The sequence below is a fragment of the Pseudomonas sp. PvP028 genome (genome assembly GCF_017832255.1).
GTDB lineage: Bacteria > Pseudomonadota > Gammaproteobacteria > Pseudomonadales > Pseudomonadaceae > Aquipseudomonas > Aquipseudomonas syringae.
Map to the genome: position 1 here is coordinate 101,932 of NZ_JAFIBL010000001.1, position 12,310 is coordinate 114,241.

At 57.9% G+C, this 12,310-nt stretch carries 12 protein-coding genes; 3 read left to right on the plus strand and 9 right to left on the minus strand.

Annotation, left to right across the window (positions count from 1 at the left end):
- Nucleotides 1-152: 152 nt before the first annotated feature.
- Entirely contained in the window at nt 153-1,682 is a 1,530-nt protein-coding gene (locus JOE34_RS00465; protein ID WP_209994931.1) for a sensor domain-containing diguanylate cyclase, read from the plus strand.
- Nucleotides 1,683-1,740: 58 nt separating this feature from the next.
- On the opposite strand, the gene JOE34_RS00470 is transcribed toward JOE34_RS00465, so the two are convergent.
- Nucleotides 1,741-2,223, minus strand: a complete 483-nt coding sequence (locus JOE34_RS00470; RefSeq protein WP_024662147.1) for a PA2169 family four-helix-bundle protein — start codon at nt 2,221-2,223, stop codon at nt 1,741-1,743.
- 217 nt (nt 2,224-2,440) lie between these two features.
- Between JOE34_RS00470 and JOE34_RS00475 the strand changes: the two genes are divergently transcribed.
- Nucleotides 2,441-2,680 carry a DUF3820 family protein gene (locus tag JOE34_RS00475; RefSeq protein ID WP_080266311.1) on the plus strand — a complete coding sequence of 80 codons (240 nt, stop codon included), beginning with the start codon at nt 2,441-2,443 and terminating at the stop codon, nt 2,678-2,680.
- Nucleotides 2,681-2,806: 126 nt separating this feature from the next.
- On the opposite strand, the gene JOE34_RS00480 is transcribed toward JOE34_RS00475, so the two are convergent.
- Genes JOE34_RS00480 through zwf form a run of 3 tightly spaced genes read right to left on the minus strand, consistent with a single transcriptional unit; the run spans nt 2,807 to nt 5,687 of the window.
- Nucleotides 2,807-3,481: a bifunctional 4-hydroxy-2-oxoglutarate aldolase/2-dehydro-3-deoxy-phosphogluconate aldolase gene (locus JOE34_RS00480; RefSeq protein WP_209994933.1), complete on the minus strand. Its 675-nt coding sequence runs from the start codon at nt 3,479-3,481 to the stop codon at nt 2,807-2,809.
- A 36-nt stretch (nt 3,482-3,517) separates the two neighbouring features.
- The gene (gene pgl, locus JOE34_RS00485; protein WP_209994934.1) at nt 3,518-4,231 is read right to left on the minus strand and encodes a 6-phosphogluconolactonase; all 714 of its coding nucleotides are present in this window, start codon (nt 4,229-4,231) and stop codon (nt 3,518-3,520) included.
- Nucleotides 4,218-5,687 carry a glucose-6-phosphate dehydrogenase gene (gene zwf, locus JOE34_RS00490; RefSeq protein WP_003408964.1) on the minus strand — a complete coding sequence of 490 codons (1,470 nt, stop codon included), beginning with the start codon at nt 5,685-5,687 and terminating at the stop codon, nt 4,218-4,220. Before zwf ends, pgl begins: the two co-directional genes overlap by 14 nt.
- A gap of 218 nt (nt 5,688-5,905) precedes the next feature.
- Between zwf and JOE34_RS00495 the strand changes: the two genes are divergently transcribed.
- On the plus strand, nt 5,906-6,772 hold the full coding sequence (locus tag JOE34_RS00495) for a MurR/RpiR family transcriptional regulator (RefSeq protein ID WP_002552324.1): 867 nt from the start codon (nt 5,906-5,908) through the stop codon (nt 6,770-6,772).
- 46 nt (nt 6,773-6,818) lie between these two features.
- On the opposite strand, the gene JOE34_RS00500 is transcribed toward JOE34_RS00495, so the two are convergent.
- The 5 genes from JOE34_RS00500 to JOE34_RS00520 all read right to left on the minus strand — a co-directional run bounded on the left by JOE34_RS00500 (nt 6,819) and on the right by JOE34_RS00520 (nt 12,208).
- The gene (locus JOE34_RS00500) at nt 6,819-7,694 is read right to left on the minus strand and encodes a D-hexose-6-phosphate mutarotase (protein WP_004402921.1); all 876 of its coding nucleotides are present in this window, start codon (nt 7,692-7,694) and stop codon (nt 6,819-6,821) included.
- A gap of 108 nt (nt 7,695-7,802) precedes the next feature.
- Nucleotides 7,803-9,164 carry a carbohydrate porin gene (locus JOE34_RS00505; RefSeq protein WP_003408960.1) on the minus strand — a complete coding sequence of 454 codons (1,362 nt, stop codon included), beginning with the start codon at nt 9,162-9,164 and terminating at the stop codon, nt 7,803-7,805.
- A gap of 125 nt (nt 9,165-9,289) precedes the next feature.
- Nucleotides 9,290-10,459, minus strand: coding sequence for an ABC transporter ATP-binding protein (locus tag JOE34_RS00510; protein ID WP_024664472.1), 1,170 nt, complete (start codon nt 10,457-10,459; stop codon nt 9,290-9,292).
- A 2-nt stretch (nt 10,460-10,461) separates the two neighbouring features.
- Nucleotides 10,462-11,307: a carbohydrate ABC transporter permease gene (locus JOE34_RS00515; RefSeq protein ID WP_003341827.1), complete on the minus strand. Its 846-nt coding sequence runs from the start codon at nt 11,305-11,307 to the stop codon at nt 10,462-10,464.
- Nucleotides 11,300-12,208, minus strand: a complete 909-nt coding sequence (locus JOE34_RS00520) for a sugar ABC transporter permease (protein ID WP_003314048.1) — start codon at nt 12,206-12,208, stop codon at nt 11,300-11,302. Before JOE34_RS00520 ends, JOE34_RS00515 begins: the two co-directional genes overlap by 8 nt.
- Nucleotides 12,209-12,310 lie beyond the last annotated feature (102 nt).

Consider the following 12,310-nt stretch of genomic DNA (forward strand, 5'->3'; position numbering starts at 1 on the left):
TTCGCAGCGTTTTAAATACACTTGCTTTATTCACATTCCATTCATATGAGGCTATAAGGAGCGTGTTATACACGCGCCAATAAGTTCCCCAAATAAATGATAATTTTATTAACCGATTATCAAGAATCATTCGTCTGCAGGTAGAACAACCGATGATGGTGTTTGCGTTTTCTCGGCGAGCCCGGCTCAGATGGACCCGTCCGGAGCTGATACTGATTTTCGGCAGCTCCGCTTCAATGCTCGCCATTCTGGCGATCGTGGCGTCTCTACTGGCCCAGGAGCGCGACGACGCAGCACAGACAGCAGCACGCGCAGCGTCCAATATCGTGCGTTTGATCGATGCCGACGTCATGCGTAACGCAGAACTTTACGACTCTTCACTGCAAGGCATGATCAGCGCGTGGCAGCGTCCGGACCTTCAGCAACTGTCACCTGAACTGCGCCAACTTGTTCTGTTCGATCGCGCCACTGCCGCCTCTTACAAGGGCGATCTGGTATTGCTCGATAACCGCGGCGAACTATTGGCTGATTCTTTGTCTGTCACCCCTCGACACGACAACTTTTCTGACCGTGCCTATTTCAAGGACCATGCCGTAGATCGCTCTTTGACGCTACACGTCAGTGCACCGTACAAGACTCGCTGGGGCTACAAGGACTGGTGTATCAGTTTCAGCCGCCGCCTATCAGGGCCCAACGGCGAGTTCATGGGGATCGTGAGCGCAGAGATGCGTCTGGTGTATTTCAAGCACCTGTTCATGAGCCAGAATCTGGGCATTGACAGCAGCATCAACCTGATCAATACCTCAGGCATTTTGGTCGTTCGCTACCCGGAAATGGAAGGCCAGGAACTGATCGGCAAAGATTACAGCCACAGCCCCAACTTTCAGCGGATTCTTCAGGAAGGCGATGGCAGCTTTGCCGCGATGTCGACGCAGTTGAACGCTCGCCGGCTGTATACCTTCTCCAGAGTCGGCAACCTGCCGCTGATCGTCGTCATCGGGCAGTCAGAGGATGAGGTGTATGCCGTCTGGCGGCGCAACGCCTGGCTGGTCGGCTCGGCCACCAGCGTCTTGTGTCTGGGCATTCTGTGGCTGACCTGGCTGCTGTGTCGCGAACTGAGAAGACGCCACCGTGCCGAAGATGCACTGGCCAGCCTGGCCGCGACAGATGGTCTGACCGGGCTCGATAACCGCCGTCAGCTTGACGAAGCCATGGAAATTGAGTGGGCGCGAGCGCAACGCTCTGGCAAACAGCTGTCATTGCTGATGATCGACGTAGACCATTTCAAGGCATTCAATGAGCGTCATGGCCATCAGGGCGGGGACGAGGCGCTGCGTCTGATTGCGCAGACCATCTCATATTGCATCCGCCGTCCAGGCGACCGGATTGCACGCTATGGCGGCGAAGAGTTCGTGGTGGTACTGCCGGAAACAGACTTGCCGGGCGCCATGTTGATCGCGGAAAAAATCCGCAAGGCCGCAGAGTCACTGCCTCTGTTCAGGAATGCCGAGCATCCCATCACTGTGAGCATCGGGGTCGCTTCGGAGTTCGTTCGCCAAGGCGACAAACTGGAGGCATTTTTCGGGGTGGCCGACAAGGCGCTGTATCAGGCCAAGGACAATGGGCGTAACCGGGTCGAGTACCGCAGTTCGGTTGCCCGAAAGGTGATGGATCAGGTTTGAGGGGCTGCCTTCGGGCATAAAAAAACGCCAGACTGGCTGGCGTTTTTTCGGTTACCGCTTACGCATTGTGTTTCGCTGCGGCGCGTGCTGCGTCGCGCAGTTTTTTTACTTTGTCGTGGTTTTCCAGAACGCCCTGATACTGCTTGTCGATCACGGCGATCACAGCTGGGTCCACGCCTTTCTCACGCGACTTCTCGAGCGCCTTGCTGTAAGCCTTCTTGGCGACGTCTTCACCACGCTCTGCTTCTTCCAGGACAGCCAGATCATCATTGCTGGTGAATGCAGTTTTCAGCTTGACCCACGCCTGGTGGATGTCAGCCGATACGCTGGAGGAATCTTCAGGCTTGCCGCCCAGACGCGTTACGTGCGCCTGCAGCTCAGTAACTGCCTGGCCAACTTCAATAGCACGGCTTGTGAAGAACGCTTTTACATCTGAACCCTTCGCATTTTTTGCGCTGGTTTCAAAGCCTTCCTTGCCGTCGATGCTGGTTTCGACCAAGTCATTCAGGATAGAGATCGTTTCTTTGTTGATATCAGTCATTTGATAATTTCCTAATGGCAGGTGATACGAAAGTGTTCGATGTATAAGTAATTGCAGACACCGTGCCAGTTTTAGAAATTCAAATAAACTATAAAAATCAATAAGTTATGAAATTTTCACATTTGCCCGTTCGTGACTTCTGCATGATCGGACGTTTGGCCTGCATGCAGAATGCACGTATCGTACTGACTGAGAGTGGAACACAGGCCAATAGCGAATGAATCCGGAAAAACTCAAGTTGCTGGTGACACAGGAAATGCCGTTCGGCAAATACAAAGGCCGGCTGATCGCTGATTTACCGGGGCATTACCTGAACTGGTTTGCGCGGGAAGGCTTTCCCAAAGGAGAGCTGGGAGGTTTGTTGGCGCTCATGCAGGAAATCGATCACAACGGCCTTGGCGCGCTATTGGACCCGCTGCGTACGCGTCCACGTCAGTCGTTCAAGGACAGAGGGTAAAAGCGAAGAGACGGTCCGGGGAGAAAAAAACGGTGCTCCGGACCAGGGAGCACCGAAAAGCCATACAACCAACAACAACTTCCTTGTCAGAATCAGCCGCAGGGGCTGACTCCGAAATCCTGAAAATCAGTCAAACAGCGCCATTGCCTGCGCAGTCGCTTCCTGGATACGCCCCCAGTCGCCATTCTTGACCCAGGCGTTATCGATCATCCAGGTGCCGCCCACGCACATAACGTTGGGCAGGGCCATGTAGCTCTTGAGGTTCTGCTCGTTGACGCCACCCGTTGGGCAGAAACGCACCTCATTGAACGGCCCGCCCAGAGCCTTGATCGCTGCCACACCACCACTGATCTCAGCCGGAAACAGCTTGAAGCGGCGATAGCCCATGGCGTAACCGATCATGATTTCCGAAGCGCTGCTGACGCCCGGCAACAGCGGCAAAGGGCTGTCGACCGCAGCTTGCAGCAGGTCTTGCGTGCTGCCAGGGGTGACGATGAACTGCGAACCGGCCGCCTCAGCGTCAGCCAGCATCTTGCGGTCCAGAACGGTTCCTGCGCCCACGCACAGCTCGGGGCGCTGTTCACGCAGGATACGAATGGCGCTCAAACCGAACGCCGAGCGCAGGGTCACTTCCAGCGCAGTCATGCCGCCAGCGGCCAGTGCATCGGCCAGCGGCAGTACGTCCTGGTCACGGGCGATGGTGATCACCGGCAGAATCTTCGCCTTGGCGCAGAGTTCGTCGATCTGGGCAATCTTGTTCGCCATGCTGGTCAGCGGCTGATTATTTTCATTCTGTGTCATGGCGACGGTTCCTTTGTTTGTGGGGCTTATCGGAGCTTATGGGCACCAGTAAATCTCGAGAGACGGGTTGAGAAAGGCACGTACCGGCATCTCGGCGAGGTCATCGCCTGCCAGCGCGGTGCGCAGGGTGTCGAGTTTGGCCTGACCGGACACCGACAGAATCGGCGAACGTGCCGACGCCAGCAGGCGGCGGGTCAGGGTCAGGCGCTGGTGCGGCACGCTCGGTGCGAGCATGGGCAGGCAGCGGCGCTCACCTTGCAGGTCAAGGGCTTCGTTCAGATTCGGGCTGTTGGGGAACAGCGACGCGGTATGCCCGTCGTCGCCCATGCCCAGAATCAGTACATCGATGGGTGGCAGCTCGGCCAGTGCCTGATCGGCAGCCTGCGCGGCTTCCTCGACACTGCTCGCCACGCTGTACAGGCCGAGAAACTTCGCCTTCGCCACAGACCCCTGCAACAAGTGGCGGTGCAACAGGCCGGCATTGCTGTCGGCATGTTCGGTCGGCACGAAGCGCTCGTCCGCCAGACTGATGACGACTTTCGACCACTCCAGCGGCTGTGCCGCCAGACGCTGGAAGAAGGCCACCGGGCTGCGTCCACCGGACACCACCAGCGTCGCCAGACCGTTCTTGCTGATCGCCTGCTTGAGGCGTTCGGCGACAGTTTCAGCCAGTGCATCGGCCAGTTGCTGCGCTGTGTCGAAATCGTGTGCTACCAGCCCTGCTGGCAGCTTGAGGTCACATGTCGCCATACCAGGATCTCCCGTCGCGAGTAATCAGGGCAATGGAGCTCATCGGCCCCCAGGTTCCGGCCGGGTAAGGCTTGGGCGCATCGCCCGCCTTCTTCCAGCCAGCGATCAACTGATCACACCATTGCCAGGCATACTCGATCTCATCTTTGCGGACAAACAGGTTCTGATTGCCACGCATGACTTCCAGCAACAACCGCTCATAAGCGTCGGGGACACGAGCGCTGCGGTAGGTGTCGGAAAAATTCAGTTGCAAGGGACCGCTGCGCAGCTGCATGCCCTTGTCCAGGCCCTGATCCTTGGTCATCACCTGCAAGGAAATGCCTTCGTCAGGCTGCAGACGGATGATCAGGCGGTTGCTGATCTGCAAACGCTGTTCAGGCGCGAAGATGTAGTGCGGCGGCTCTTTGAAATGGATCACGATCTGCGACAGCTTCTGCGGCATGCGTTTGCCGGTGCGCAGATAGAACGGCGTACCCGACCAGCGCCAGTTGCGGATGTCGGCGCGCAACGCGACGAAGGTTTCGGTATCGCTCTGGGTATTGGAGTTTTCTTCCTCCAAATAGCCAGGCACCGCCTTGCCTTCGCTGTAGCCGGAGGTGTACTGGCCGCGCACCACCTGGGTCGCCAGACGCTCCGGGGTGAACGGTGCCAATGCCTTGAGCACCTTGACCTTCTCGTCACGGATACTGTCGGCCGACAGGTCGCTTGGCGGGTCCATGGCAATCAGGCAGAGCAGTTGCAGCAGGTGGTTCTGGATCATGTCACGCAACTGGCCGGCCTGATCGAAGTAACCCCAACGGCCCTCGATGCCGACCTTCTCGGCCACCGTGATCTCCACGTGGGAAATATGGTTCTGGTTCCACTGGGTTTCGAACAGGCTGTTGGCGAAGCGCAGAGCGATGAGGTTCTGTACCGTGTCCTTGCCCAGATAGTGGTCGATGCGATAAACGCGGTTTTCCGGGAAAAACTGCGCGACGGCGTCATTGACCCGGCGCGAAGAGGCCAGGTCGTGGCCGATGGGTTTTTCCAGAACGGCACGCGTGCGCTCGGCGAGGTTGACCGACGCCAGGTTCTCGCAGATAGCGCCGTAGACCGAGGCCGGTGTGGCGAAATAGGCGATCAGGGTTTCGGCATTGCCGACGCGCTCGGCAAGGGCGACGTAGTCCTCGGCCTTGAGGAAGTCGACATGCAGATAGCTGAGGCGCGCCAGAAAGCGGCCCAGGTTGTCCGGCTCCAGTTCCGTCTCGGGAATGAAGCGGCGCATGGATTTTTCGATGTACGCCAGATGCGACTCTTCGTCGCCTGGCTCACGCGCCAGGGCAAGAATTTTCGTGTCTTCATGCAGCAGTCCAGCGCGATCAAGCTGATAAAGAGCCGGGAACAGCTTGCGTACCGCCAGGTCCCCCAGGGCACCAAACAGGGCAAATGTGCACGGTTCAACCGTAATCAAGGGCATAATGTTGGTTCTTTTATCAAGTTAGGCTACAAATACCTTTTTTAAAGGCGTTACTCAAGGCCATATGTAGTAATAACCACAACATTCTGCCTAAAAGCATATTCCAGTGGTGATCAACACAGGCCCTCAGTACGATAGGCCACCTTTGCTACAGGCTAAAGGGCTAATAAAAGCTCAAGGCAAAACCGTTGGTAAATCAGCCCCGACAAGGACTTTGAATGGACCGCGTAAGAAACCTCCTGGAGCAAATCCAGGGCCGACTCGACGAGCTGAACAAGGCCGAACGTAAAGTGGCCGAGGTCATCCTGCTCAACCCGCAGATGGCAACGCGGCTGAGCATTGCAGCGCTTGCCCAGGCCGCCAAGGTCAGCGAGCCGACGGTCAATCGCTTCTGCCGTTCGTTCAGTGTCAGCGGCTATCCGGAATTGAAGCTGCAACTGGCCCAGAGCCTGGCCAGCGGCGCAGCCTATGTCAGCCGTGCGGTGGAAGCGGATGATAATCCTGAGGCCTATACCCAGAAGATTTTCGGCAGTGCCATCGCGTCACTGGACAGCGCGTGCCAGCAATTGGACCCGGCCTTGATCAGCAAGTCTGTGGACATGCTCATTCAGGCGCGGCAGATCCATTTTTTCGGACTGGGCGCCTCTGCACCGGTGGCTCTGGATGCGCAGCATAAATTCTTCCGCTTCAATCTGGCGGTGACGGCGCATGCCGATGTGCTGATGCAGCGGATGATTGCGTCGGTGGCGCATACCGGCGAGTTGTTTGTGATCATTTCGTATACGGGGCGTACCCGTGAGTTGGTGGAGGTGGCGCGTATCGCGCGGGCCAACGGCGCGTCGGTGCTGGGGCTGACGGCAGCCGGTTCGCCGCTGGCTCAGGCCAGTACGGTGAGCCTGAACATTCCTCTGCCGGAAGATACGGATATTTATATGCCGATGACGTCGCGGATCATTCAGTTGACGGTGCTCGATGTGTTGGCAACGGGTATGACGTTGCGCCGCGGCGTCGATTTTCAGCCGCATTTGCGCAAGATCAAGGAAAGTCTGAATGACAGCCGTTATCCGATCGAGGATCAGGGCTGACTGGGTGTCGTTGACTATCGTGCCGACGCTCCGCGTCATCTGCAACTCACCCTGCCAGGCTGGCTTGCAGTTTGAGCTGCACCTGTTCTCCGGGCCGTAGGCTGAAGGTGTCGCCGGAGCCTGAGGCGGCTTCGACGCGGACGAAGCCTGTGGTCTCGCTGCCGCATACGCCGAGGAGTGGTCTGCTGCCGGGGTGCCAGACGACGGTGTTGGTGCTGTCGCCGGTGTCGATGTTGAGCCTGCGCTGCCAGATCGGGTCCTGGAGCTGTACGGCGCCGGCGTGTTCGAATACGCGTTGGCAGGCGCCTGCCACGCGCAGTTCGCCTTGTTGCTGACACGCCTGTCGGCTGAGTTCGTCATAACCCTGCGCGCCGTCGAGTCCCTCCAGTGCGACTTCAGCCACATCGCCGATCCGCCAATACGCGTGCAGCGCATGGCTGAAGTGACACGGTTCGCTGTCCTCGTGACACGTGCTCAGACGCAGTTCCATGCCCTGCCCCAGTTCGGCATGCAGATCGACCTGCCAGTCCCACAGTTGCAAGCGCCAGTGCAGGCTCACGCCTTCTTCACACTCACTGCTGTCAATCAGTTTCCAGTCCAGCAAACGCCCCCAGCCGTGCGCCGGCCAGCCGCTCTCGCCGGGATGCCGGCCATACCAAGGCCAACAGACCGGCACGCCTCCACGAATGGCGCCCACCTGTGGCCACTGCGCGGCACACCATAGCCAGGGTTTCTGGCCTTGAGGCTGGAAATGCAGCAATTGCGCGCCTTGGCGACTGAATACGGCCTGACATTGCGGGTGGTCGATAACCAGTACATCGCGCAGCTGATGGCGCTCCCACTCGAAAGTCGGTCTGGCACGTCGGGATCGGAAGAAGCGTTGCAATGGATGTTCAGGCAGTTGCGCGTCGTGAGTGGTCATCGCCAATCGCGTCCCTGAAAAATAAAAGGATCAAGCCAAAAAAAACGGGCAGCCAGGCTGCCCGCAAAGCACACACGACCCTTGATCGCGTTACGCGTCAGTCAATAATCAGAACTTCGACTGGATCTTGATGCCCGCTACCAGCGCATCATCAACCTGATCTACGCCACCAGGATGCTTGATGTACTGCAAGTTGGGACGCACGGTCAGCCAGTTGGTGACATGGAAGCCGTAGTAGATTTCAGAGTTGTACTCAGTGCTCTGGACCGGCAGGTAGCCAGGGTTGTCGTAGTCATTGATACCGCTGATCTGGTTGGCCAGACGCACGCGATCCTGCACATCGTCGTTGACGTGGATACGGGCGATACCGATACCGATGTCATCTTTCGGACGCGAGTTGAACGGACCTTTGTACGTGAAACCGATCTGCTGGTAGTTGTCGACGAAGTTGGTCGCCTTGTCATGCACGGTGGCGTTGGCAAAGATGCTGAGACCACGCGACGCATCGCCGTCATGAGTGGTGAGCTGTTGCTGAGCTACGACCCACCAGCCATGCTTGCTGCTGTGCGACTTGAACGCTGCGCCAGTCAAAGCCTGCGGCTGACCGTTCACGTCTTCATAGACGTCATTGGCGTTCGGCGTGCTCTTGTAGTAACCGACGCGGTACTCACCGGGCAACGAGTTGAAGGATGGAGTCCAGACCAGCTCGACCGGCAGAATCATGCCTTCAGTGCCACTGCCACTGAGCTTGAAGCCGTTGCCTGTTTCAAGGTTGGACGGGTTCTGCTCGTACACACCGACCTGTGCATAGACTTCAGGCGTGATGTTGTACTTGATGCGCAACGCCCACTGGCTGATTGGCCAGTTGTACCAGGTGCTTACGTAGTTACCGACCTGCGAGCCGCAGAACGACAGGTTCTGGAAGTCGCACGGGAAGCTGTTGAAGTCTTCGCCCGGACCGAAACGGCCGGCCTTGACGTCCAGCGCGCCGTCGAAGTACTTCTGCTTGATCCACATCTGCGTCAGGCGCCAGGTCTGACCACGGCCCCAGACTTCCTGGGAGGAGCTGAGTGTACCGGCGCGAGGATCGCCGATACGGTCATTGGAGATGTTGCGACCGCTACGTTCGGTGATTGCCAGCTTGAACTCTGCGTCTTGCCAGCCGAGAACCTTCTGCAAATCGACTTTCATGCCCAGCGCGAACTGGTCGCTGTAACGACCGGTGGTGTCGTCGTTGTAGCCGCCCTTGAGGTTGCTGGCCATCTCGGAAACGTATTCCAGCGAGAAGTCGTAACCCTTGTCCAGCAACTCGGTGCGCTTGCCACCCCAGTCACCCGTCATCCAGGGTGAATCTGCGGCAAATGGCTCGGCGGCGTGAACGCTGCCTGCCAGACCCATCGCACCCAACGCCGACAGCTTGCATACCAACTGGAGCCGGGAAAGCGATTTACCTTTGTTGATCTTCTTCATCCCATCAATCCTCGTTTTATTGTTATTAGCTTTGGTAAACGTGTTGCTTCATTCACTGCCCTGTGTTCGCTGGTCGGCCGCGCGTTTTGGCAGCCAACGGCCAGCCAGCGATACTCGTTGCTGAATCAATTTATCACTTGCGGCTCGAGCGGTGACACATTGTTTTCCCGTTCGGCCGCCTGCCGCGCTCCCAGCACGCCAAGGCGCTCACCGCTTTGAGCATCGAAAATCAGCACTCTGGCAGGATCGAACTGCAGGGTAAGGCTCTCGCCCACCTGTGGCGCGACATCCGGGGCAAGGCGACAGCAGACCTTGCTCTGGTTGAGCGTGACGAACACCAGCGTATCCGGACCGGTCGGCTCGGTCACCTGGACCTCGGCACGAATGGTCGGCAGCCCGGTCGATTCAGCGCCGGCCAGCATAATCTGTTCAGGGCGAATACCGAGAATGATTTCTCGATCTTCAAGGCCTGCATCGGACACGCCCACCGGCAGTTCGCAACGTGCCTGGCCACTGTCGAGCGCAGCGATCAACTGGCCATCCTTGCGTTGCAGGCGCAGCGGGATGAAGTTCATCGGCGGCGAACCGATGAAACTGGCGACGAACAGGTTGGCCGGATCGGTGTAGATCTGCTTGGGCGTACCGAACTGCTGGACGATACCGTCCTTCATCACCGCCACCTTGTCACCCAGCGTCATGGCCTCGATCTGATCGTGGGTCACATAAACGGTGGTGGTTTTGAGGCGCTGATGCATCAGCTTCATTTCGGTACGCATCTCGACGCGCAGCTTGGCATCAAGGTTGGACAGTGGCTCATCGAACAGGTAGATCTTCGGTCGACGTGCCAGGGCACGGCCCATCGCGACACGCTGTTGCTGGCCACCGGACATCTGACCCGGCTTGCGATTGAGCAAGTGCTCGATCTGCAGCAGCTTGGCAACGCGCGCCACTTCAGCGTCGATGTCGGCCTGCGGCATCTTGCGGATCTTCAACCCGAACGCGATGTTTTCACGCACGCTCATGGTCGGATACAGCGCGTAGGACTGAAAGACCATGGCAATGTCACGGTCCTTGGGGCTGGTACCGCTTACGTCCTGGCCGTCGATCAGAATCTCCCCGCCACTGATGCTTTCCAGACCGGCAATGCAGTTCATCAGGGTGGATTTACCGCAGCCCGATGGACCGACCAGGATCAGGAACTCGCCATCCTTGATCGACAGATCGATGTTCTTGAGTGTGTCCGGCAGGTTGCTGCCGTAGGTCTTGTTGACGTTGCGTAATTCGAGAGTCGCCATGATTACCCCTTGACCGCGCCGGCCGTGAGCCCACGCAGGAAATACTTGCCAGCCAGTACGTAGACCAGCAGTGTCGGCAGGCCGGCAATCATCGCCGCCGCCATGTCAACGTTGTATTCCTTGGCACCTGTGCTGGTGTTGACCAGATTGTTCAGAGCCACAGTGATCGGCTGAGAATCGCCGCTGGAGAACACAACGCCGAACAGGAAATCGTTCCAGATCTGGGTGAACTGCCAGATCAGGCAGACCATCACGATGGGCGTGGACATCGGCAGAATGATGCGCCCGAAGATGGTGAAGAAACCGGCACCGTCCAGTCGTGCAGCCTTGACCAGCGCGTCGGGAATGCTCACGTAGTAGTTACGGAAGAATAGCGTGGTAAATGCCAGCCCGTAGACCACATGAACAAACACCAGCCCGGTGGTCGTGTTGGCCAGGCCCATCTTGCCCAATGTGAAGGATGCCGGCAGCAGAACGGTCTGAAACGGCAGAAAGCAACCGAACAGCAACAGACCGAAGAACAGCTGCGAGCCCTTGAAGCGCCACATCGACAGCACGTAGCCATTGAGCGCGCCGATTGCGGTGGAGATGAGCACCGCAGGCACAGTGATTTTTATCGAGTTCCAGAAATAACCATCGACAAGGTCCCAGGCTTTTATCCAGCCGATTGCGGTCACTACGCTCGGCCAGCTCAACAGGTTGCCGGTGCCGATGTCGTCGGGGGTCTTGAAGCTGGTAAACAGCATCACCACCAGCGGCACCAGATAAATCAGACAGGCCAGCATCAGCACGGCGTAAATCAGAACACGACTGAAGCTGATGCCCGGTTTGCCAACATGACTAGTCATGGCGTTTGGTCCTCAGCTCGGAATACAGATACGGCACCAGAATCGCCAGGATCGCGCCGAGCATCAGAATCGCACTGGCAGAACCCATGCCCATCTGGCCGCGGCTAAAGGTGAACGAATACATGAACATTGCGGGCAGGTCGGATGAGTAACCGGGGCCACCGGCGGTCATCGCGGCTACCAGGTCGAAACTTTTGATCGCAATGTGCGCGAGAATCATCACGGCACTGAAGAACACCGGACGCAGGCTTGGCAGCACGACGCGCCAGTAGATCATCGGCAGACTCGCGCCATCCATCTGGGCCGCGCGAATGATCGACTGATCGACGCCACGCAGACCTGCCAGAAACAACGCCATGACGAAGCCGGAGGACTGCCAGACCGCCGCGATAACCAGGCAGTACACAACGCGGTCCTGGTCAATCAGCCAGTCGAAACGAAAACCTTCCCAGCCCCAGTCACGCAGCATCTTGTCCAGACCCAGACCCGGGTTGAGCAGCCATTTCCAGGCAGTACCGGTGACGATCATCGACAGCGCCATCGGGTACAGGTAGATAGTACGAATCATGCCCTCGCGACGAATCCGCTGGTCCAGCAGGACGGCCAGCAGGACCCCGATCACCAGGCTGATTGCAATGAACATCCCGCCAAAGACCGCAAGATTCTTGCTTGCCACCCACCAGCGATCGTTGTCCATGAGACGCGCGTATTGCGCCAGACCGACCCATTTATAGGAAGGGAGGAACGTCGAGTTGGTGAACGACAGTGCGAATGTCCAGAGGATATAGCCATAGAAACCCACCAGCACGATGAACATGCTGGGGGCCAGCACCAGTTTTGGTAGCCAGCGTTGCAGCGCATCCATTGGCGAGGCTTTGCTGTTCGCAGCGACAGAGCTCATCGGGAGTATCCCATGCGGTATATCGAATCCAGGCCGCAGCCGCAGGTGAAATCAACCATAGATTTCAACACTGCGGACGACGGTTAAAGGCGGTTCAGAACG

Coding starts and splice junctions, on each gene's coding strand:
- JOE34_RS00495 (WP_002552324.1), top strand. CDS start 5,906: ATGGACCGCGTAAGAAACCTCCTGGAGCAAATCCAGGGCCGACTCGAC.
- JOE34_RS00520 (WP_003314048.1), bottom strand. CDS start 12,208: ATGAGCTCTGTCGCTGCGAACAGCAAAGCCTCGCCAATGGATGCGCTG.
- pgl (WP_209994934.1), bottom strand. CDS start 4,231: ATGGCGACATGTGACCTCAAGCTGCCAGCAGGGCTGGTAGCACACGAT.
- JOE34_RS00480 (WP_209994933.1), bottom strand. CDS start 3,481: ATGACACAGAATGAAAATAATCAGCCGCTGACCAGCATGGCGAACAAG.
- JOE34_RS00505 (WP_003408960.1), bottom strand. CDS start 9,164: ATGAAGAAGATCAACAAAGGTAAATCGCTTTCCCGGCTCCAGTTGGTA.
- JOE34_RS00465 (WP_209994931.1), top strand. CDS start 153: ATGATGGTGTTTGCGTTTTCTCGGCGAGCCCGGCTCAGATGGACCCGT.
- JOE34_RS00515 (WP_003341827.1), bottom strand. CDS start 11,307: ATGACTAGTCATGTTGGCAAACCGGGCATCAGCTTCAGTCGTGTTCTG.
- JOE34_RS00500 (WP_004402921.1), bottom strand. CDS start 7,694: ATGACCACTCACGACGCGCAACTGCCTGAACATCCATTGCAACGCTTC.
- JOE34_RS00470 (WP_024662147.1), bottom strand. CDS start 2,223: ATGACTGATATCAACAAAGAAACGATCTCTATCCTGAATGACTTGGTC.
- zwf (WP_003408964.1), bottom strand. CDS start 5,687: ATGCCCTTGATTACGGTTGAACCGTGCACATTTGCCCTGTTTGGTGCC.
- JOE34_RS00510 (WP_024664472.1), bottom strand. CDS start 10,459: ATGGCGACTCTCGAATTACGCAACGTCAACAAGACCTACGGCAGCAAC.
- JOE34_RS00475 (WP_080266311.1), top strand. CDS start 2,441: ATGAATCCGGAAAAACTCAAGTTGCTGGTGACACAGGAAATGCCGTTC.